Annotated in this window: 18 protein-coding genes; 14 read left to right on the forward strand and 4 right to left on the reverse strand. The window is 63.6% G+C overall.

Annotation, left to right across the window (positions count from 1 at the left end):
* The first annotated feature begins 65 nt into the window (after positions 1-65).
* The gene (locus tag RCF49_RS17480) at positions 66-827 is read left to right on the forward strand and encodes a FadR/GntR family transcriptional regulator (RefSeq protein ID WP_342641062.1); all 762 of its coding nucleotides are present in this window, start codon (positions 66-68) and stop codon (positions 825-827) included.
* Between the two features lie 100 nt (positions 828-927).
* Here RCF49_RS17480 and RCF49_RS17485 read toward each other — a convergent pair whose 3' ends face one another.
* Genes RCF49_RS17485 through RCF49_RS17500 form a run of 4 tightly spaced genes read right to left on the reverse strand, consistent with a single transcriptional unit; the run spans position 928 to position 6,372 of the window.
* On the reverse strand, positions 928-1,239 hold the full coding sequence (locus tag RCF49_RS17485) for an AtuA-related protein (RefSeq protein WP_342641063.1): 312 nt from the start codon (positions 1,237-1,239) through the stop codon (positions 928-930).
* Entirely contained in the window at positions 1,236-2,567 is a 1,332-nt protein-coding gene (locus RCF49_RS17490) for an acyclic terpene utilization AtuA family protein (RefSeq protein ID WP_342641064.1), read from the reverse strand. The genes RCF49_RS17485 and RCF49_RS17490 overlap by 4 nt, the downstream gene beginning before the upstream one ends.
* On the reverse strand, positions 2,564-4,351 hold the full coding sequence (locus tag RCF49_RS17495) for a hydantoinase B/oxoprolinase family protein (RefSeq protein WP_342641065.1): 1,788 nt from the start codon (positions 4,349-4,351) through the stop codon (positions 2,564-2,566). Before RCF49_RS17495 ends, RCF49_RS17490 begins: the two co-directional genes overlap by 4 nt.
* Positions 4,351-6,372, reverse strand: a complete 2,022-nt coding sequence (locus RCF49_RS17500; RefSeq protein ID WP_342641066.1) for a hydantoinase/oxoprolinase family protein — start codon at positions 6,370-6,372, stop codon at positions 4,351-4,353. The genes RCF49_RS17495 and RCF49_RS17500 overlap by 1 nt, the downstream gene beginning before the upstream one ends.
* Positions 6,373-6,809: 437 nt before the next feature.
* On the opposite strand from RCF49_RS17500, the gene RCF49_RS17505 reads away from it, so the two are divergent.
* From RCF49_RS17505 to RCF49_RS17565, 13 genes are all read left to right on the forward strand, one after another.
* Positions 6,810-7,979, forward strand: coding sequence for an acyl-CoA dehydrogenase family protein (locus RCF49_RS17505; protein ID WP_342641067.1), 1,170 nt, complete (start codon positions 6,810-6,812; stop codon positions 7,977-7,979).
* A complete protein-coding gene (locus RCF49_RS17510; RefSeq protein WP_342641068.1) occupies positions 7,979-8,752 on the forward strand; it encodes an enoyl-CoA hydratase/isomerase family protein in 774 nt (257 codons plus the stop codon). The genes RCF49_RS17505 and RCF49_RS17510 overlap by 1 nt, the downstream gene beginning before the upstream one ends.
* Positions 8,753-8,756: 4 nt before the next feature.
* Complete coding sequence (locus RCF49_RS17515) at positions 8,757-9,956, forward strand: CaiB/BaiF CoA transferase family protein (RefSeq protein WP_342644231.1); 1,200 nt, start codon at positions 8,757-8,759, stop codon at positions 9,954-9,956.
* The gene (locus RCF49_RS17520) at positions 9,956-11,080 is read left to right on the forward strand and encodes a thiolase family protein (RefSeq protein WP_342641069.1); all 1,125 of its coding nucleotides are present in this window, start codon (positions 9,956-9,958) and stop codon (positions 11,078-11,080) included. Before RCF49_RS17515 ends, RCF49_RS17520 begins: the two co-directional genes overlap by 1 nt.
* Positions 11,077-11,511, forward strand: a complete 435-nt coding sequence (locus RCF49_RS17525; RefSeq protein ID WP_342641070.1) for a Zn-ribbon domain-containing OB-fold protein — start codon at positions 11,077-11,079, stop codon at positions 11,509-11,511. Before RCF49_RS17520 ends, RCF49_RS17525 begins: the two co-directional genes overlap by 4 nt.
* A 101-nt stretch (positions 11,512-11,612) precedes the next feature.
* Positions 11,613-12,794, forward strand: coding sequence for an ABC transporter substrate-binding protein (locus RCF49_RS17530; RefSeq protein WP_342641071.1), 1,182 nt, complete (start codon positions 11,613-11,615; stop codon positions 12,792-12,794).
* A gap of 74 nt (positions 12,795-12,868) precedes the next feature.
* On the forward strand, positions 12,869-13,759 hold the full coding sequence (locus RCF49_RS17535) for a branched-chain amino acid ABC transporter permease (protein WP_342641072.1): 891 nt from the start codon (positions 12,869-12,871) through the stop codon (positions 13,757-13,759).
* Entirely contained in the window at positions 13,746-14,792 is a 1,047-nt protein-coding gene (locus RCF49_RS17540; RefSeq protein WP_342641073.1) for a branched-chain amino acid ABC transporter permease, read from the forward strand. Before RCF49_RS17535 ends, RCF49_RS17540 begins: the two co-directional genes overlap by 14 nt.
* On the forward strand, positions 14,789-15,514 hold the full coding sequence (locus tag RCF49_RS17545; protein WP_342641074.1) for an ABC transporter ATP-binding protein: 726 nt from the start codon (positions 14,789-14,791) through the stop codon (positions 15,512-15,514). The genes RCF49_RS17540 and RCF49_RS17545 overlap by 4 nt, the downstream gene beginning before the upstream one ends.
* On the forward strand, positions 15,511-16,227 hold the full coding sequence (locus RCF49_RS17550) for an ABC transporter ATP-binding protein (RefSeq protein ID WP_342641075.1): 717 nt from the start codon (positions 15,511-15,513) through the stop codon (positions 16,225-16,227). Before RCF49_RS17545 ends, RCF49_RS17550 begins: the two co-directional genes overlap by 4 nt.
* 27 nt (positions 16,228-16,254) lie before the next feature.
* Positions 16,255-16,986 carry a FadR/GntR family transcriptional regulator gene (locus RCF49_RS17555; RefSeq protein WP_342641076.1) on the forward strand — a complete coding sequence of 244 codons (732 nt, stop codon included), beginning with the start codon at positions 16,255-16,257 and terminating at the stop codon, positions 16,984-16,986.
* 36 nt (positions 16,987-17,022) lie between these two features.
* On the forward strand, positions 17,023-17,817 hold the full coding sequence (locus RCF49_RS17560; RefSeq protein ID WP_342641077.1) for an SDR family NAD(P)-dependent oxidoreductase: 795 nt from the start codon (positions 17,023-17,025) through the stop codon (positions 17,815-17,817).
* 5 nt (positions 17,818-17,822) lie between these two features.
* Positions 17,823-19,394, forward strand: coding sequence for a class I adenylate-forming enzyme family protein (locus RCF49_RS17565; RefSeq protein ID WP_342641078.1), 1,572 nt, complete (start codon positions 17,823-17,825; stop codon positions 19,392-19,394).
* Positions 19,395-19,487: the final 93 nt, after the last annotated feature.

The raw sequence follows: 19,487 nt of genomic DNA on the forward strand, positions 1-19,487 counted from the left end.
CAAGCGCTGTTGGCATCCGCGGCAGTTTTGCGTAAGTGCTACGACCGGCAAGGGAGATTGGGTGAATGGCAGAACCACTGTTCGATAAGCTCACCGTGCACCCCGCTTATCGGGTGGTGGCGGAAGCCATCGAACGCAACATTCTCATGGGCCGGCTGAAGACGGGCGACAAGCTCCCCTCCGAGATCGAGCTTGCCAAGCAATTCGGCGTGCACCGCTCGACCGTGCGCGAAGGTATCCGCCTCTTGGAGCAGAGCGGGCTGGTGACCCGCTTTGGCCGCACCACCCTGGAGGTGACGCTGCCGCACTTCCAGGATCTGGCGAGCCGCGCCTCTCGCGCCCTGTCCATGCACAAGGTGAGCTTCCGTGAGCTGTGGGAAGCGTCCATGCTGACCGAACCGGCCGCCGCCGAGATGGCGGTCGATCACATCACCGATGACGAGCTGGCACGCCTGCACGAGAACCTCCGGGCCATGCGCGAAAGCGTGCACGATACGGAAGCCTTCGTGCGGCTGGATACTGAATTTCACGATCTCCTGGCGCTCGCCACCCGCAACAAAGTGATCGTGATGATGCGCGAGCCGATCAGCCTTCTGTTCATGCCGGCCGGACAGATCATCTTGCCCCGGCTCAAGACCTATGACCGCGTGATCCATGCGCACGCGGTGATCCTCGATGCGATCGAGAAGCGCGACAAGGTCACGGTGCGGGAGTGGATGACCCGGCACATGGCCGACTTCCACCGCGCCTATGACCGCACTGGCCTCGACATCGACCAGCCCATGCAGATGCCGGAATCAGCCCTGAGCCCGCAGCGGCCGGAGTGAAGCCGGGGCGGACATGCAGGAGACCGTGCTGACGTAAGTCTCTGAAGCGGAAATGTCGTCATGCTCCGGCTTGACCGGAGCATTCAGGAGCTACACGGCCTTATCTCTCGTCGATCTCCAGGTCGAGCAGAATGGAGATGGCCGATTTCTGCCAATGCATGCCGGCATGCAAGGAGGCATGCACGCCGCCGGGCAGGGCGCCGGGGATGACGAATTTGAGCGCGCGCAGGCCCGGTACGGCATACCGGGTGACTGTGCCTGGCATGGCGCGGCTCAGGGCTCGAGCGGCCATCTCGGCTGTGAGGTGCTGTTCAAGGAAACGATAGGCCTCGTCATCCACCGCAACCAGGGTGAGGTCGAGGATATCGCCCTTGTCGCCCGAGCGCCCGACGGCGATGTCGCCCACCCTCATCGGCTTGCCTCCCAGGTGAGCGACAGGGGCACGGCGTCGCGATCGATGAAGCCGGTGACGGTCGCGATGTTGCGGCGCTTCTCCGAACGCAGACTACCGCCTCCGCCAGGGCCGGAGAGGGTGAGCGCATAGACCTCATCCTCGATGATCTGCGCGGCCTCCACATCCGGGCAGCGCGCCGACACATGCACGCGCAGCTCGTTGGCCGCCGCATTGGCGGGCCGGGATGCACCGCCGAGGATTGAATCGATGCCGACGATGTCGATGCGGAGATCCTCTTGCGGCCAGTCACGGAGGCGATAGCGGAGCACGTCCGCAGCCCGCAATGCGCGCTCATGGGCGCCGGAACCCGCAAGTCCCATTTCCACATCCGCAATCATGCCCGGCTCTTCCGCGAAGCCCACCACCTTGAGATCGCGTGGTGCCGGGCGGAAGCCGGTGCCCGACACCCGCACCCGCCGCGGACCGATTTCCTCGATGCGGGTGGTGGTGAAATCGACCACCCCGTCGGGCGTGATATAGCGGCTTGGATCGTGCACCTCGTAAAGCAGCTGCAGCGTGCAGGTGAGGCGATCGACAATACCGGGATCATGATCGAGCACGGTGATTTCGGCCGTGCCGTCGCGCTGCACATGGGCAATGGGGAAACCGAGATCGGCGAGCGATCGCGCATCGAGCCCGCCACCGCCCGGACGCTCATAATTGCCGCCGGTGACCTGGCCCGAACATTCCAGCAGATGACCGACCGTAAGCGCCATGGCGATCGCCTCAGGCGCCTGATCGAGATGCGGCAGCAGGGGCCCCGCGAACAGGGCGGAATCGGCGGCGCGCCCGGTGATCACGATATCGGCGTCCTCATCGATCGCCCGCGCGATCATCTGCGAGCCGATATAGGCATGTGCCCCGATGAGCCGGCCGGGCAGCGCCTCCTCCCAGCGCACTTTGTCCAGCTGGCCCATCACATCATCGCCCTCAATGGCGGCGATACGCAAGGAGCCGACATCGAGCTCCCGGGCGAGGGCGACAACCTTGCGCGCTGCTGAACACGGATTGGCCGCGCCCAGATTGGAAATGATCCGGCAGCCACTTCTCCGGACATGGGGAAGCAGCGGTGAAAGGCGCCGCCTGAGGCGCGGGTCGGCACCGGCCTCTGGGTCCGCCGCCCGGGCAGTGAGCGCCGCGATCAGGGTGCGCTCGGCCAGGCATTCGAGCCCGATGGCATTGACCTCGCCGGAGGCGGCAAGGCGCACCGCCGCATCCGTGCGGTCGCCGGCAAATCCGGCACCGCCCCCGATCGAGAACACTGGCGCGCCTGCGTGGGCGGTCATGCGTGCAGCCCGGCCGGCACCTTCTCCTGCTGGCCCGATTGCAGGCGATCGCGCTTGGCGGCGCTTGCCTCCGCATCGAGACGATACCGCGAGCGGTCACCGAGTCTTTGCTCCTCGGCAATCACCACGCCATAAATGTCCTCGGCAGTGGCGCGCGAAATATAGCCGAGGTTGAGGTCGCGCTCGACCGCATCGAGCGCCCGGGTGAGCGGATCGCCAAACCCGCCGCCCCCTGGTGAGGCGGCGAACAGCCAGTCGCCGGCCGCCATCGGCTGCTTTTCCATCTTGCTGCGCATGGGCGGTGTGGTCTCGCGGCCGCCATTGTTCACGCGCACAACGCTCGGCGCTGCGTCCTTCCCGCCGGCGATGCCGAAGGGCTTGTGATCGACCCGATCGCCCAAGGCCGAGACCACCGCATCCGAGAGCACGGTGAACTGATATTGCGAGCCGCAGCCGCCGCGGAACTTGCCGGCCCCGCCGGAATCCTCACGCAACGCATATTCTTGGAACTGCAGGGGATAGCGATGCTCCGACATCTCGATGGACATGAAATTGGCCATGGAGATGGGCGGGGTGCCATGCACCAGGCCATCGCCCTTGGAATGGCCGCCATAGCCGCCCGGATAAGGGAAGACCGCCACGTAGTATTGATTGGTCGCCGGATGCCGGCCACCCACGGTGACCACCCCGACTGTGCCGAAAGCCGGGGCGGGCACCCGCTGCGGGATGGCCTGGGCCAGCGTCCCGAGCACCACGTCGAACACCCGGCCGATCGGTTCGAGATAGCCCGAGACCGGCGAGGGATAGGCCGCCGAGACGATGGAGCCCTCCGGAATGGTGAAGCGGGTCGGGCGGAACACGCCGCCATTGATCGGCACTTCCGGGAAAATGTGCTTGAGCGCGATATAGCAGGTGGATTGAGTGGTGCTGCGCGCAAGGTTCACCGGCCCGCGTGCTGCGGGGTCGGATTGCGAGAAGTCGAAATGCAGCGATGAGCCTTCCACGGTGAGCGACAGCGCGAACTTGATCGGCTTGTCCACGATGCCGTCATTGTCGAGGTAGTCTTCCGCATAATAGGTGCCGTCGGGAATCTCCTCGATATAGGACCGCATCTGGCGTTCGGAGCGGTCGATCATCTCGGTGATGCAGTCGCGCAAGGTCTCGGCCCCATAGCGCTGAATCAGCGAATCAAGCCCGCGCCGCGCGACCGTGAACACATTGGCCATGGCGAAGAGATCGCCTTCGATCTGGGTCGGCAGCCGCACATTGCGCGTGAACATCGAAACCAGCGAATCATTGAGTTTGCCCTGGTCATAGAGCTTGACCGGCGGGATGAGCACGCCTTCGGTGTGGATATCCTGCGCGGAAGGTGCCCAGCCCCCTGGCACGGCACCGCCAATATCCATCCAATGGCCGGTGCTGGCGAGCAGCGCGAACAGCTCGCCATCGACGAAATGCGGCGCGACGAGCACCACATCCTGCAGATGCGTGCCGCAGAGATAGGGGTCGTTCAGGATCCACACGTCCCCTGGCTTGAAGCCGCCGGCCTTCTCGGCGATGGGGATCAGGTTCTGTACCGTGAACTGCATATTGGCCAGGAAGACCGGCAGCCCGAACCGGCCCTGGGCGATCGTCTCACCATTCTTCGGATGGAAGATCCCGTGGGCGCAGTCATTGGTTTCGGAGATGATCGGTGAAATGGCCGCATGAATGAGATGCAGGTCCATCTCGTCGGCGATCTGTTCGAGCGCGCCGCGCACCACGGCGAGGGTTACGGGATCCATCAGCCGATCTCCACCAGAAGGTTGCCATAGGCGTCGACCCGCGCCGCCATGTCGGGCTCGATCACGATTGTGGTGTCCGCCTGCTCGATAATGGCCGGCCCGGCAACCACCATGCCGGGCTGCAAAGCGTGCCGGTCGTGAATGGGTGTGTCGTGCCAGCCACCGAAATAGACCGGCCTTGTGGCTCTCGGCGGCGGAGCGGGGATTTGTTTCGGCACCGGCAGATCGCGCCGCACATGCTCGCGCATACCTTGAACGGCCGTGCGGAACGACACGATGGTGGTGGCGATCTCCCCCAGCGTATTGCCATATTCCTTGCGGTAGACATCCTCGAAGGCACGCCCGATGCGGTCGGGGCCCCAGCCGCTTTCGATCGGCACGCGCAATGTGTGGATCTGGCCCGCATAGGCCATTTCGGCGAAATGGGCGACGGCCACATGCTTGATGAGCACGTCATTCGCCCGGAGCTTTTCCTCGCCCTCCTGCTGCTGCTCGGCGAGAATGGCCGCGATCTCCATCTTATCGAAACTGTCGGTGCGCCGTGCTACCGTGCGCGAGATGTCATAGCGCACATCCGCCACCGCGCAGCCCATGGCGCACAGCACGCCCGGTGAAGGCGGCACCAGCATGGTGCGAATCCCGACGGCCCGAATGATGGCCGCCCCGTGCAGCGGGCCGGCCCCGCCGAAGATCACCAGCGCGAAGTCGCGCGGATCATACCCGCGCTCGATGGACAGCAGCCGCGTGCGCCCGGCCATGTTCTGGTTGACGACCGCAAGAATGGCTTCTGCCGTCTCCTCAACGCCCAGGCCGAGCTGCTCGCCCAAGCGGCCGATCGCCTGGCGCGCGCCTTCCACATCGAGCGTCCGGCGATTGGTGAGGCCGATCGGATCTTCCGCATTGATGCGGTTGAGCACCAGATTGGCATCCGTCACCGTTGGCTCCGTGCCGCCATGGCCGAAGCACACCGGGCCGGGCCTTGCCCCGGCGCTGCGTGGCCCGACCTGCAGGATGCCGCCGCGATCGATCGAGGCGATCGAGCCGCCGCCCGCGCCGATCGTATGCACATTGATCATCGACAGGCGCAATGGCACGCGAAATTCGAGATTGGTGGTCGGCGAGATCTCGGGCTCGCCGTCGATCACCACGGCGACATCGAAGCTGGTGCCACCCATATCGCCGGTGATGACCCGGTCAAACCCCGCTTCCGCAGCGATCCGGGCGGCTGCGATCACCCCGGCGGCGGGGCCGGAGCGCACCACATGGGCGGCACGCTCCTGCAGCTGCTTCACCGGCACGAGCCCGCCATTGGACTGCATCACCAGCGTGTGCTTGCCGAAGCCCCAATCGTTGAGGCGGTTCAGGAGATTATCCGCATAGCGCGAGATCAGCGGCTGCAGATAACCCTGAACCACGGCGGTGCTGGTCCGCTCGAACTCGTAATATTCGCGAATGACGCTGGCGGAGGTGACAATCTCCCATGCGGGCTCGATCTCGCGGAGGATCTCGGCGATCTTTAGCTCGTGGGCGGGATTGGCATAGGCATGCAGCAGCGAGATGACGATCGCTTCGACATCCTGCTCTTTGAGCACTTGGCCGAGCGCTCGCACCTCCTGCTCATCGATCGGCGTCAGCACTTCGCCTTTGAAATTCATCCGCTCCGTGATTTCCCAGCGATAATCCCTGGGAATGAGCGGGTTCTGCAGGCCCGTGAGTCCGTAGAAATGCGGCCGGTCGCGGCGCCCGAGCTCCAGCACGTCGCGAAAGCCCTTCGTGGTGATGAGCGCACAGCGCGCACCGCGCCGCTCGATCAGCGCATTGGTGGCGATGGTGGTGCCGTGCAGGATCAGGTCCACGCCGTCCGCTGGAATCTCCGCGCGGTTCAGCGCGTCGATGAGACCGTTCGAGGGATCCTGCGGGGTCGACGGGACCTTGCAGATGCGATCGGCATTGATGCCGTCCGTGGAATAAAAAAGATCCGTGAACGTACCGCCCACGTCGATGCCGACAATGCCTGCCACAGTATGGCCTCCGCTCGGTCGTTTTGGAAATCGACAGAATCACGTCGGAGAACTGTGGCTTCAGCAGATCCGGTATGGCCAAGATCGCGCCAAGGCACTTTCCTCCCGATGATCCTCGCCCACTCTTCCGGTGAGCCTGCCTGATCATAGGAACGCCACAAAAACTCCGTCAAGCGGTTTGGTCTGATAATTTTCAGCGAATTTGGTCCGATAATTTATTGACAGGTTGTCGCCGCCTGGACAATCCTGGGGACGAGACGCCGCGAAGAGCGTTGCAGGGAGGACTGCTGGGATGATGTCTCGGCTCTCGCAGCAATCCAAAAGATTTCCTGAGGAAGCCATGCGCGGCTGCGTGCTTGGCCGCGATGACGCACGGCTCCTGGAGCCGCTCGCGCCGCTTCGTCGGTGGGTGCCTGTTCAAATCGAGGCTCGAACGAATGAACGACAATGGAAGTTGGGAACTGCCGTCGGAACTGGTGATGCTGCAGCAGACCGCGCGGCGCTTCATGGAACGCGAGGTTCTTCCCGAAGAAGAGAAGGTCGAGCACGACGCCTTCACCCTGCCTGAGGATGCGCTGAAACGGCTGCAGGCCAAGGCGCGGGAGGTTGGCTTATGGCAGGTGCAGACCCCGGCCGAATATGGCGGTGCGGGCCTGAGCCTGCTCGCGCAATGTCTCGTGGCCGAAGAGGCGGCGAAGTGCCGGATGGGTGCCTATATCCCCGCCTGCGGTGCTTTCGGCTTCGATCCGCCGAACGTCATTTTCAAGGGCACCAAGCAGCAGATAGAGAAATTCGCGATCCCGGTGATCGAATCCGGCGACAAGACCTTTGTGGCGATCTCCGAGCCCTCTGGCGGTTCGGACCCGGCCCGCGCCATCGAAACCCGCGCCGAACGTAAAGGCGACCGCTATGTGCTGAATGGCACCAAGGTGTGGATCTCCGGCGCGAGCCAGGCGAAATGGGGCATCGTCTTCGCCCGCACCGGCAGCGAGAAGGCGCGTGGCAATATCACCTCCTTCATCGTCGATAAGGAAACGCCGGGCCTGACCCTGAAGCGCATTCCGGTGATTCGCTCCTATTCTCCTTACGAGCTCACCTTCGACAATTGCGAGATCCCTGTCGAGAACCGGCTCGGCGAGGAGGGCGAGGGCTTCAAGCTGGCTGAGACCTGGCTGGTGCATGGCCGAGTGCCCTATGCGGCGGCAACCCTCGGCATTGCTGATGCCGCCCTGCGTATGGCCATCAAATGGGCGCGCGAACGCAAGACCTTCAAGACGCCGCTGGCGGACAAGCAGGCGATCCAATGGATGATCGCTGATTCCGAGATCGAGCTGAGGGCCGCCCGGCTCTTGGTGTTCCAGGCGGCTTGGAATGCCGATCTCGGCAAGGACATCAAGATCGACGCCTCGATTTGCAAGGTCTTCGCCACCGAAACCGCCGGGCGCATCGTCGACCGCTGCATTCAGATCTTCGGTGGCCTTGGCGTTGCCGCCGAGATGCCGTTAGAGCGCTGGTATCGCGAGATGCGCATCAAGCGCATTGGCGAGGGACCGTCCGAAGTCCACCGCATGGTGGTCGCCCGCGATCTTTTGAGTCAGGTGGCCTGATGTCGATCGATGTGGATGTGAAGGACGGCATCGCCGTCATCACCATCAACCGGCCGGAACGGCTGAACGCGATGGATGCGGAACATTACGCCGGCCTGTCGCGCGCCTGGATGCGGGTGCGCGACGAGGAGGAAATCCGCGTCGCCGTGGTGACAGGCGCGGGCGATCGCTCCTTCACCACCGGTGCCGATCTCAAGAGCTTCGTCTCCAAGCCGCCCGGCCTTGCCGAAATGTGGCTGACCCAGAAGGAGCAGCTCTTGAACCGCGGCCTCGAGGTCTGGAAACCCGTGATTGCCGCTGTGAACGGCTATTGCCTCGGTGGCGGCATGACCCTTCTGCTGGCAACCGATATCAGGCTGGCGGCGCCGCACGCCACCTTCTCGCTCGCCGAGGTCAAGCGCGGCGTGATCGCCGGCAATGGCGGCACCCAGCGCATCCTCAGCCAGCTTCCCTATGCGATCGGCATGGAAATGCTGCTCACCGGCGACCCGATCGATGCCGAAACCGCAGCCCGTTGGGGGCTCGTCAATCGCGTGGTGCCTGCGGATAAGCTTATGGATGATGCGATGGCGCTTGCCCGCCGGATTGCCGCCAATGCGCCATTGGCGGTTCAGGCAGCCAAGGAGCTCGCGGTCCGCGCCCGCGAGATGCCGCTCACCGCTGGTCTGCGCTTGGAGCAAATGACCAACCGCATGCTGCAATTCACCGAGGATGCGGTCGAAGGGCCCCAGGCCTTCGCCGAGAAGCGTCCTGCCAATTTCAAGGGGGCCTGACGTGATGAACGGAGCAAGCCGGCCCCTGGAGGGCATCACCGTCATCGATCTCGGCCAGATCTATAATGGCCCCTACGCGACGCTGCTGATGGCCATGGGCGGCGCGCGCGTCATCAAGATCGAGCCGCTCCAGGGCGAGAATATGCGCCGCCGCGGCGCGGTCGGCGGGGCCATGGTCCCCTTCGCCATGCTCAACTCCAACAAGGAGTTCATCACCCTCAACATAAAGAGCGAGCAGGGCCGGAAGCTGCTGAAGGAGATGGTGGCAAAGGCCGATGTGCTGCTCGAGAACTTCGCGCCCGGCGTGATGGACCGGCTCGGCCTTGGCCCCAAGGTGATGATGGAGCTGAACCCGCGCCTCGTCTATGCCGCAGGCTCGGGCTTCGGCTGGTCGGGTCCCTATCGTGACTACCCGGCCATGGACCTGACCGTCCAGGCGCTATCGGGCGTCATGTCCACCACCGGCTTCCCGGATCGTCCTCCGGTCAAGGCGGGCCCCGCGGTCTGCGACTTCTTCGGTGGCATTCACCTCTATGCGGCGGTGGTGACCGCCTTGCTCGATCGCGAGCGTACCGGCAAGGGACATTTCGTCGAGGTCTCGATGCTGGAAGCGGTCTATTGCTCCCTGAGTTCGCCGCTTGGCCTCTATTTCGGCGGCAATGGCCAGCTCCCGACCCGCACCGGCAACCGGCACAGTGGCCTGGCCGAAGCGCCTTATAATGTCTATCGCGCCGCAGATGGCTGGATTGCGCTGATCTGTGTCAGCGAGACCCACTGGACCTCTCTGCTCGAAGCCATGGAGCGCACCGATCTCAATGGTGATCCGCGCCTTGGCAGTCTCAAGGCCCGCGTCGAGAACATCGATTTCGTCGACGAGACCATCACCGCCTGGACGTCGACCCGCACCCGCGAGGAGCTCTACGATCGCCTGCGCAAGCATCGGGTACCCTGCGCGCCGGTGCGTGATCTCGACGAGGTGGTTCACGATCCGCATCTCCATGAGCGCGGCATGCTGCGCAATGTGGAGCATCCTCTGCTTGGACCATTGGTGCTGCCCACAACGCCCCTGCGTTTCGATGGCAAGGCACCTCCCGAGATCGAGCCGAGCAAGACTCTCGGCGCCGATAATGACGAGGTTTACCGCGACTTCTTGGGCCTGGACGCCAAGGAGATCGAGCAGTTGCGCAAGGAGGGCGTGATCTGATGCGTGGGCGCGCCGTCATCGCCGGCATTGGCCACACGGCGTTCGGCAAGCTGCCCGGACGCTCGACCATCTCCCTCAACATGGAGGCCTGCCGTAAGGCGGTGGCCGATGCGGGTATCGACAAGGATAGCGTGGATGCGCTGTTCGTCAAAGTGCCGACCTCCCGTGTCGAGATGATGTATGGCCAGAAGCTCGCCGAGGCCATGGGAATGACCCCGCGGGTTGGCGGCGTGTGGGACCAGGGCGGCGCTTCAAATATTTCGATGATCTCGTTCGCCGCCATGGCCATAGAGGCCGGCCAATGCGACATCGCTCTGGTAACCCTCGCAGATAATCCCCGCACCGGTACCCGTCAGGCCTATGAGAAGCCCTGGGGCGACGACGCGATCTTCGGCTGGTCCAGCGTGGTCGCGGGCTATGCCATGATCGCCCGCCGCTACCTCCATGACACCGGGCTTTCGCCTGATGTCTTTGCCGATATCGCTATTGCCTGCCGCAAGCATGGCGCGAACAATCCGCATGCCCAGCTCAAGCTGCCGCTGACCCGCGACATGTATGCGGATGCGGCCTGGGTGGTGGAGCCGCTGCGGCGCGACGACTGCTGCCTCGTTTCGGATGGAGCAGCGGCGGTGGTCGTTATGTCGGCCGAGCGGGCCAAGGCCTTGAACGTGCCCGCGCCCGTGCCGATCCTCGGCTTTGGCCAGGGCCATAGCTCGTGCGATGTGCCGCTAAGGGCGGATCTGACCGAGACCATGGCGGGCGTCTCGGCCCGCACCGCATTCAAGATGGCCGGCCTCGGTCCCGAGCATATCGACGTCGCCCAGATCTATGACTGCTTCACCATCACCGTGGCTATGACCCTCGAGGCCTATGGCTTCTGCCGCAAGGGCGAGCTCGCGAGCATCTCGGCCGATGGGGGCCTGGAGGTCGGCGGCCGTCTGCCGCTCAACACCTCCGGCGGGCTCTTGTCGGAAACCGGCATGCCCGGCCTGCAGCTTGTGCTGGAAGGAGTCCGTCAGATGCGCGGCACCTCGGTCAATCAGGTGAAGAACGCCAAAACCTGCATCGTCAGCAATCAGGGAGGGATCATGCATACGCACTCGACATTGATCCTCGGCCAATGAGCAATATGACATCATCCGAGCAGCAAACACCTTCATCGGATTGGGGGCCGGCAGGCGATGAATATTGGGCAGCGCTCGACGCGGGCCGCCTGACCTTCCAGCGTTGCGATACGTGCGGTAAGCCCTGGCTGCCGCCCCGCAGCGAATGTCCGCATTGCTGGTCAGCGGAATGGCGATGGGAAGCAGCGAAGGGCACCGCCACGGTGGTGAGCTGGGTGATCTATCACACCGCCTTCGACAAGCGCTTCAAGGACCGGTTGCCTTACAACGTCGCCGTGGTGGAGCTGGATGAGGGCCCGCGTATGGTCACCAATCTGGTCGACCTGCCCGAGGGCGAGCAGGACCTGATCGGCCGCCGCGTTGAGCTGGTCATCCAATCCGATCTGGGCCGTGCCTTGCCCCGCTTCCGGCTCAGCGGGACGGCGCCGTAACCGCGGTGGGCGAAAAATGACGGGATAAGAACGAGGGAGGAGAGACAATCATGATTTCGCATATAACAAGGCGCTTGGCTCTGGGGATAGGCGCGGCAGCGATGCTATCGCTTGTCGCCGGTCATCCGGCGGCCGCGCAGGAGACGTTCAAGATCGGCGCCATCAACCCCTATTCCGGACCGATGGCGCTCTATGGCGATGAGGTGACCCGCGGCTATGAGCTTGCGGCCGAAGCGTTGAACGCTAAGGGCGGCATTCTCGGGCGCAAGGTCGAGATCATTCGCGGCAACGCGAGCAGCCCTCAGGAAGGGATCGCCGCGGTCGAGCAGTTGGCCGGCCGCGATAATGTCGATGCCTTTATCGGCACCTATTTGAGCGCCGTGGCCGCGGCCGCTTCCGAAGCGGCCATGAACTATCAGAAGCTCTATTGGGACACCAACGCTCTGGCTGGCAATCTCACCGAGCGCGGCCTGCCGAATTTCGCACGCTCCGGTCCCTATGCGGTCTCATTCGCCGATCAGTCGGTTGAGCTCGTCACCAATCTCCTCGCCAAGACCCTGGGCAAGGAGCCTAAGGACCTTAAGGTTTGGCTCGAGCACGAGGAGTCGATCTATGGCACCTCGATTGCCGATCGCCAGAAGGAAAAGCTCGAAGAAGCCGGCGTTCAGGTGGTGGGAATGGGCGCCCATAGCCCGAAAGCCATCGATCTGACCGACTCGATCCTCCGCGCTCGCGATGCCCAGCCGGATGTCTGGGTGAACACGGGCTACGTGCCGGACGGCAACCTTCTGCTGCGCACCGCCCGTGATCAGGGCTTCAAGCCTGCCGCCATGGTGCTGGTGGGTACCGGCGATACCCGCGAGACCCTGGAAGCGCTCGGTGCAGAATCGCTCGAAGGCATTCTCATCGTGAGCTATCCGCGTCCTGACGTCGCCGAGAAATATGGCCCGGGCGCTCATGCCTATCTCGAAGCCTATCGCGCGAAATATGGACAGGATCCATTGGCACCCCAGAGCATGACCGCTTTTGTCGGGCTCAAGATCATGGCGGAAGCCATCGAGGCAGCTGGCAGCGCCGAGCCCGAAGCGGTCATTGCCGCAGCCAAGGCCATGGACAAGCCGCTGAACAGCTATGAGACGGGCTTTGGCGCCAAGTTCGACGACAACGCTCAGAACGTCCTCACCCCACCCACGGTGGTGCAGTGGCAGAACGGCAAAGTGGTCACCGTCTTCCCTGTGGAAGCCGCTGGTGAGAACAAGCTGGTCGCCATCGGCAAGCAATAGGCGGCGACCCCACCAACGCGCCTGCCCCCGTTCATCAGGGCAGGCGCCGGCGCTTGAAACTTGGCAAGGTTCCCATGTCCACATTGATGAACATCATCGTGGTGGGCTTGCTGCTCGGAGGCATCTATGGCCTCGTGAGCATCGGGCTCAACCTGATCTTCGGCGTGATCCGCATCGTCAACTTCGCCCAGGGCGAGTTGGTGATGCTGGGCATGTATGGTGCCTATCTCAGCTATTACCTCGTGGGCATGGACCCTTACGTGTCGATCCTGGTGGTCGTGCCCGCCTTGTTCCTGTTCGGCGTTCTGATCCAGCGCTTCATTCTGCAGCCCCTCCAGAATGAGCCGATGATGCAGATCTTCGCGACATTCGGCCTCCTCCTTCTCCTGCAGAATATCATCCTCGCGATCACCCGCGGCACTGGCTACACCGTGCCCACTGATCTTTCGGCGGTTGTGATCGACATTGCCGGCCTTAAGATCAGCCTGGTGCGGCTCATCGCCCTGTTCGCGGTCACCGCGGTCGCCATCGGCATGAGCTGGTTCCTCAAGAATACGCTGCCCGGCAAGGCCATTCGCGCCGTCACTCAGGACCGCCGTGCGGCGCGCCTGATGGGCATCAATGTCGAGCTCACCTTCATGCTGACCTTCGGCATGGGGGCAGCGCTTGCGGGACTCGCTGGCACCCTGCTCGCGCCGATTTACACCATGTCGCCCCAGATCGGCGGAAACTTCATCCTGGCCGCCTTCGCTGTTGTGGTGCTTGGCGGACTCGGCAGCGTTTGGGGCGCCTTTATCGGCGGCTTCATCATCGGCCTGATCGAGGCACTGGCCGGCTATTATCTCGATCCGGCGCTCAAGCATGCGATCTGGTTCCTGGTATTCATCGCGGTGCTGATCATTAGGCCCGGCGGCCTGTTCGGCATCGTCGGAGCGGAAGAGGTGGGGCTTCGTGAGCAGCATTGATTTACCCCTGACGCTTGCCGGGCGCGCAGGCCCTGGCATCACCACCTTCCGCACCGAACTGATGCGCATCGTGGTGATCCTGGCCATTCTCCTGGGCTTTGCTTGGATCTATGCGCGCGATCCCTTCATTCTGAACATCTTTGCCTATGCCATGCTGTTTGCGGGCCTTGCCAGCGCCTGGAACATGATCGGCGGCTTCGGCGGCCAGTTCTCCTTGGGCCATGGCGTCTTCTTCGCGATCGGCGCTTATCTCACAGCTAATCTCTATCTGCATTTCCAGATGTCGCCGTGGCTTGCGCTCATTCCATCCGCAGCCCTTGCCGCTCTCGTCGCCGTCGCGGTGTCCTGGCCGACCTTTCGCCTGAAGGGCCCGTTCTTCGCCATTGCCACCATGGCGTTCAACGAGGTCGCCTTCGTGCTCGCCAACTACTTCAGCAGCATAACCGGCGGGCCGCGCGGCCTGTCTTTGCCTTTCAAGGCCGGGCTCGTGAACATGATCTTCACGAACCGATTTCACTACGCCCTGCTGATGCTCGGTTTTCTTGCCGTCTGCCTGCTGGCGAGCGCGGCGGTCCTGCGCAGCCGCTTTGGCTACTATCTCCAGGCCGTCCGCGAGGATGAGGATGCCGCTCGTGCCGCCGGCATCCGGGTGTTGAATGTCAAACTGCTTGGCATGGGCGTGAGTGCAGCCCTCACCGGCATCGGCGGTGCCCTCTTTGCCATGTATCTGCGCTTCGTTGATCCGCCGACGCTTCTGTCCTTGCCCGATATCGGCGTGAAATTCGCCCTCATTGCGCTGATCGGCGGTGTGGGAACCCTTTACGGCCCGCTTGCGGGTGCCCTGCTGATCGTGCCCGTCGAATTCTATCTCCGCGCCTCCCTGGGCGGCATGCTTCCCGGCACCAATCTCATCGTGCTCGGCGCCGTGCTGATCCTCTGTGCACTGTTCATGAAACGCGGACTGATCGGCGCGGGCTTGGCCCTATGGCAGCGAATGGCCAACCGTTCGGGCGACGGGAGGCCAGGCCGATGACAGCCCCCTTCCTGTCATTGCAGGGCTTGACCAAGCGCTTCGGCGGGCTGGTTGCGGTGAACGACGTGAGCCTCGATCTCTCGCAAGGCGATCTCGTCAGCATCATCGGGCCGAACGGCGCCGGCAAGACCACGCTGTTCAACTTGGTCACCGGCCAGTTCCTCCCGACTGCTGGCCGCATCATGCTCAATGGCGAGGACATCACCGGAGAGACGCCACAGAATCGCGCCCGTTTGGGGTTCGGTCGCACCTTTCAGATCTCGAAGACGCTGACGGCTTTGACGGCGCTGGAGAACGTGCTGATCGGCGCCTTCCTCCATCGGCGCGGCCTGGTCGAGGCCGCACGGCGCGCCCACGAGGTGCTGGAGATGGTCGGGCTCTCCGCCCGCGCCAAGGTGAAGGCGGGCACGCTCACCCTGAGTGAACGCCGCCGCCTCGAAATCGCGCGCGCCTTGGCGCTGGATGCCAAGATCGTGCTCCTGGATGAGGTGATGGCGGGCGTCAATCAGACGGAGGTCGACGAGGTCATTCATCTCGTCAAGCGCCTTCATGCCGAGGGCCTGACCTTCCTGGTGATCGAGCACAATCTGAAAGTAGTCCGCGCCTTCCAGAGCCGGGTCGTGGTGCTGGATTTCGGCCGCAAGATTGCCGATGGCACGCCCGACGAGGTCCTGTCGGATCCCCGGGTGGTCGAGGCCTATCTCGGGAGGAAACGGGCATGAGCGCGGCACTCGAGGTGACCGATCTCCATGCAGGCTATGGTCAGGCCATGGTGCTCGATGGCATAGGCTTTTTGGCCGAACCCGGCGAGATCATCGCGGTCGTGGGCGCCAATGGTGCAGGCAAGAGCACCTTGCTGAACACGATTGCCGGTACGGTGCGGCCGACATCGGGGAGCATCATCTTCGATGGCGAGGACGTGACCGCGCTTCCCGCCCATCGCTTGCCGGAGCGCGGGCTCGTGCTGGTGCCCGAAGGCGGCCGTCTGTTTCCCTTCATGACGGTTGGCGACAATCTCGAGCTTGGGGGCTATGCCCTGCGCGACAGGAAGGCCATTGCCAACCGGGTGGATGAGGTCATGGAGCTGTTTCCGGTGCTGCGCGAGCGTCGCGACCAGCTTGCCGGCCATCTCTCCGGCGGCGAGCGCCAGATGTGTGCGATCGCCCGCTCGGTCATGAGCCGGCCCAAGCTTCTGATGTTGGATGAGCCCTCGGTCGGCCTGTCGCCCAAAATGGTTGCGCAAGTCTTTTCTCTCGTGCAGTCCCTGGCGGCAAGTGAAGGTCTGACGGTGGTCCTCGTGGAGCAGAACGTGGCGGAAGCGCTCGATGTCTCGAACCGCGCCTATGTGCTTGACCATGGCCGCATCACGCGCGCGGGCGCTTCTGCCGAACTGCGTGATGATCCGGCGATTCAGGCCGCCTATATGGGTCTGTGATGATTAGGGTGCCCTTGCTGGCCTGACATGGATAAGATTGAACCCATAATCGTGCCGAAAGCCTCAGACGTGCTGGCCAACCGCCTGCGCAGCATGATCCTGGGCGGCAAGCTCGCCACCGGTGCCTCTTTGCCCACCGAGCGGGAACTCGTGACCGAAACCGGCCTGAGCCGCTCGTCCGTGCGCGAGGCCCTGCGTATCCTTGAGATTGAAGGGCTCATCACCACCCGGCCAGGACGCACCGGCGGATCGGTGGTGACCTTACCGGGTCGCGCGTCGATCGTGCGGTCCATGGAGCTCTTCGTTCGCACCCATGGGGTGCGGCTTGAGGCGCTGCTTGAATGCCGCATCGGGCTCGAACCATTCCTCGCGCGCCTTGCGGCCCGCAACTGCACCGAGGCCGCCTTGCAGGAGATCCGCAGGCTCCACAAGGAATTCATCGCAAGCGTCGACGACGTTCCCCGCTATAAGCGGGTCAATCTGGAGTGGCATCTCGCGGTCGCGCGCGCCAGCTGCAACGAGCCCCTGATTGCCCTCATGGAGGCCATTGCCGAACCGATCATGGATGCGGCAGGCTACCAGCAGGTGACCACCGACGAGATTCGCCGCAAGACCGTGCGCGCCCACGAGAAGATCCTGCGAGCCATCGAGAGCGGCGATGAGGACGCGGCGTTCAATGCCATGGAGCGCCATGTGAGCGCCTATGGCAAGATCGTGCGGGAAGCGCTGAGTGTCGAGACAGTCGAGAGAATTGAATGACAATGCTGGCCAAGAACAGCGAAATCGGGAGGAGACATGCAAGGCGCGGAGGCAGATAGACCTGTAGCCCTGATTGCGGGCGGCGGGACCGGTGTCGGTGCGGCCTCTGCCTTGCGCTTGGCCCGTGCCGGCTATGACATCGCGGTTCTTTACAGCCGAAGCGCGAGCGATGCCGAGAGCGCGGCAGCAGAATGCCGTGAGCTAGGCGGCCGCGCCATGACTGTGCAGGCCGATGTGAGCCGCGACGAGGACTGCCGGCGTGCAGTGGCCGAGACGGTCGAGCGCCTCGGCCGGCTCGATGCGCTGGTCAACAGCGCCGGTGCCACCCAATTCGCCAGCATCACAGATCTCGACAGCCAGAATGCCGAGGACTTTCACAGGGTCTATGGCGTGAATGTCGTCGGTGCATATCAGATGGCGCGCGCCGCGGCAGAACATCTGCGGGCAAGGGGCGCCGGAGCGATCGTGAATGTGTCCTCCATCGCCGGGCTGAACGGCAATGGCAGCTCGCTGGCCTATGTCGCGTCCAAAGGCGCGCTTAACTCGCTCACCTTGGCGCTGGCCCGCATTCTCGCGCCTGAGATCCGGGTCAATGCGGTCCTGCCCGGGTTGATCGACACGCGCTGGCTTCCCTCCGGCCTCGGCGCGGAGGCTTATCAGCGGGTGAAATCCGGCTTTGCGGACTCTTCCGCCTTGCAGGACGTCTGCACGGCTGATGATATCGCCTCCGTTGTGGTCTTTCTCATCACCGAGGCGCGGAAGGTGACGGGGCAGCTCCTGCCGGTCGAAGCCGGCTTCCTCTTGGGCCGTCCGACCCTGGTGCGAAAGTGATCGCCATGTCGCAAGAAGCCTTGCCCATACGCCGGGAGATCCATTACGGCACGCGGCTGGTGCGATGCTTTGCCGATCGGCCGCCTCATATCGACGCCATGTTCAGGAAAACCGTGGCGCGCCACCCCGAGGCGACCGCCCTGGTTTTGGGTGATCAGCGCCTCAGCTACCGCACTCTCGATGACACGGTGGAGTATATTGCTGCGAACCTTGCCGCCCGTGGCCTTGGCAAGGGCGACCGCATCGCGCTGCTTCTCGGCAATGGCTTCGAATTCGTATTTCTGGTGCTGGCGGCAGCCCGCCTTGGCGCCATCATCGTGCCGATGAATATTCGTCAGCGTCGGCCCGAAATCGCCTTCATGCTCAACCAGTGCGCGGCCGCGGCCCTCGTCTATGATGCCGAGCATGGGCCGAACCTGCCGGAGCGGGACGAAGTTCCGGCCCTGCGCCATCTCTTCGTGGTGGGCGAGGGGGAGGGCACGGCCTTCTCGCAGCTGCTTGCGCCGGGCAGCGCACCTGCGGTGGACATTGCCGAGGAGGATGTCTTCTCGATCCTCTACACCTCCGGCACCACTGGCCGGCCAAAGGGCGCCATGCTCACCCATTTCAGCACGGTGCATTCCGTCATTCACTACAAGGAATGCTGTGGCCTGGGGGCTGGCGAGGTGTCGATCATGGCCGTGCCGGCTTCCCACGTCACCGGCCTCGCGGCCAACATCCTGACCATGGTGCTGGTCGGCGGCACCACGGTGATCATGCCGGCCTTCAAGGCGCGCACCTTTCTTGAGCTTGCCGAACGTGAGCGGCTGAGCTTCACCATCATCGTGCCCGCCATGTACAATCTCTGCTTGCTCGATCCGGATTTTGCCAAGTTCGATCTCTCGGCCTGGCGAGTGGCGGGCTTCGGCGGCGCGCCGATGCCGCGGGCCACCATCGAGCGATTGGCGGCCACCTGTCCGAACATGGCCTTGGTGAACTGCTACGGCTCGACCGAAACCACTTCGCCGGCAACCATTCTGCCACCCGGCCATATCAAGGACCATCCCATCTCGGTCGGCAGGCCCGTGCATTGTGCCGACATCCTCGTGGTCGATGAGAGCGGCAAGGAGATGCCCCCGGGTGAAAGCGGCGAGCTGCTGATCGGCGGGCCCATGGTGGTGCCCGGCTACTGGGACAATCCGGAAGCGACCGAGTCTGGCTTTGTGAACGGCTATTGGCGGTCGGGCGATATCGGCGCTGTGGACGAGCAGGGCTATGTCCACGTTTTCGATCGCAAGAAGGACATGATCAATCGCGGCGGCTTCAAGGTCTATTGCATCGAGGTGGAAAGCGTTCTGTCCCACCATCCCTCCGTGGTGGAAAGCGCTGTTGTCGGCACGCCCTGTCCCGTGTTGGGTGAACGGGTGCATGCCTTCATCTATTCTGGCGACAGGCCGCGGGATGAGGCGGGCATAAAGGCGTTCTGCGCCGAGCGCATGTCCGATTACAAGGTGCCTGACTATATCACCTTCCTCGACGAGCCGCTGCCGCGCAACGCCAATGGCAAGGTGCTGAAGACCGCCCTTCGCACGCCTTGATCCTCCTGGCGCATCGGTTTCCCACAGGTTAACGGCAGAGGCTGCCTTGCGCGGCCGACTCACTTATCCTAGCGCATGAGTCATGCGAGGCAT

The organism is Rhodoligotrophos sp. CJ14, from assembly GCF_038811545.1.
In the GTDB taxonomy this organism is placed as follows: Bacteria; Pseudomonadota; Alphaproteobacteria; order Rhizobiales; family Im1; genus Rhodoligotrophos; species Rhodoligotrophos ferricapiens.

What these genes read in the sequence shown, in the direction of transcription:
- RCF49_RS17510 (WP_342641068.1), top strand. Translation starts at nt 7,979, where the DNA reads ATGTCGATCGATGTGGATGTGAAGGACGGCATCGCCGTCATCACCATC.
- RCF49_RS17515 (WP_342644231.1), top strand. Translation starts at nt 8,757, where the DNA reads ATGAACGGAGCAAGCCGGCCCCTGGAGGGCATCACCGTCATCGATCTC.
- RCF49_RS17520 (WP_342641069.1), top strand. Translation starts at nt 9,956, where the DNA reads ATGCGTGGGCGCGCCGTCATCGCCGGCATTGGCCACACGGCGTTCGGC.
- RCF49_RS17495 (WP_342641065.1), bottom strand. Translation starts at nt 4,351, where the DNA reads ATGGATCCCGTAACCCTCGCCGTGGTGCGCGGCGCGCTCGAACAGATC.
- RCF49_RS17525 (WP_342641070.1), top strand. Translation starts at nt 11,077, where the DNA reads ATGAGCAATATGACATCATCCGAGCAGCAAACACCTTCATCGGATTGG.
- RCF49_RS17505 (WP_342641067.1), top strand. Translation starts at nt 6,810, where the DNA reads ATGAACGACAATGGAAGTTGGGAACTGCCGTCGGAACTGGTGATGCTG.
- RCF49_RS17560 (WP_342641077.1), top strand. Translation starts at nt 17,023, where the DNA reads ATGCAAGGCGCGGAGGCAGATAGACCTGTAGCCCTGATTGCGGGCGGC.
- RCF49_RS17555 (WP_342641076.1), top strand. Translation starts at nt 16,255, where the DNA reads ATGGATAAGATTGAACCCATAATCGTGCCGAAAGCCTCAGACGTGCTG.
- RCF49_RS17545 (WP_342641074.1), top strand. Translation starts at nt 14,789, where the DNA reads ATGACAGCCCCCTTCCTGTCATTGCAGGGCTTGACCAAGCGCTTCGGC.
- RCF49_RS17535 (WP_342641072.1), top strand. Translation starts at nt 12,869, where the DNA reads ATGTCCACATTGATGAACATCATCGTGGTGGGCTTGCTGCTCGGAGGC.
- RCF49_RS17530 (WP_342641071.1), top strand. Translation starts at nt 11,613, where the DNA reads ATGCTATCGCTTGTCGCCGGTCATCCGGCGGCCGCGCAGGAGACGTTC.
- RCF49_RS17550 (WP_342641075.1), top strand. Translation starts at nt 15,511, where the DNA reads ATGAGCGCGGCACTCGAGGTGACCGATCTCCATGCAGGCTATGGTCAG.
- RCF49_RS17485 (WP_342641063.1), bottom strand. Translation starts at nt 1,239, where the DNA reads ATGAGGGTGGGCGACATCGCCGTCGGGCGCTCGGGCGACAAGGGCGAT.
- RCF49_RS17565 (WP_342641078.1), top strand. Translation starts at nt 17,823, where the DNA reads ATGTCGCAAGAAGCCTTGCCCATACGCCGGGAGATCCATTACGGCACG.
- RCF49_RS17490 (WP_342641064.1), bottom strand. Translation starts at nt 2,567, where the DNA reads ATGACCGCCCACGCAGGCGCGCCAGTGTTCTCGATCGGGGGCGGTGCC.
- RCF49_RS17480 (WP_342641062.1), top strand. Translation starts at nt 66, where the DNA reads ATGGCAGAACCACTGTTCGATAAGCTCACCGTGCACCCCGCTTATCGG.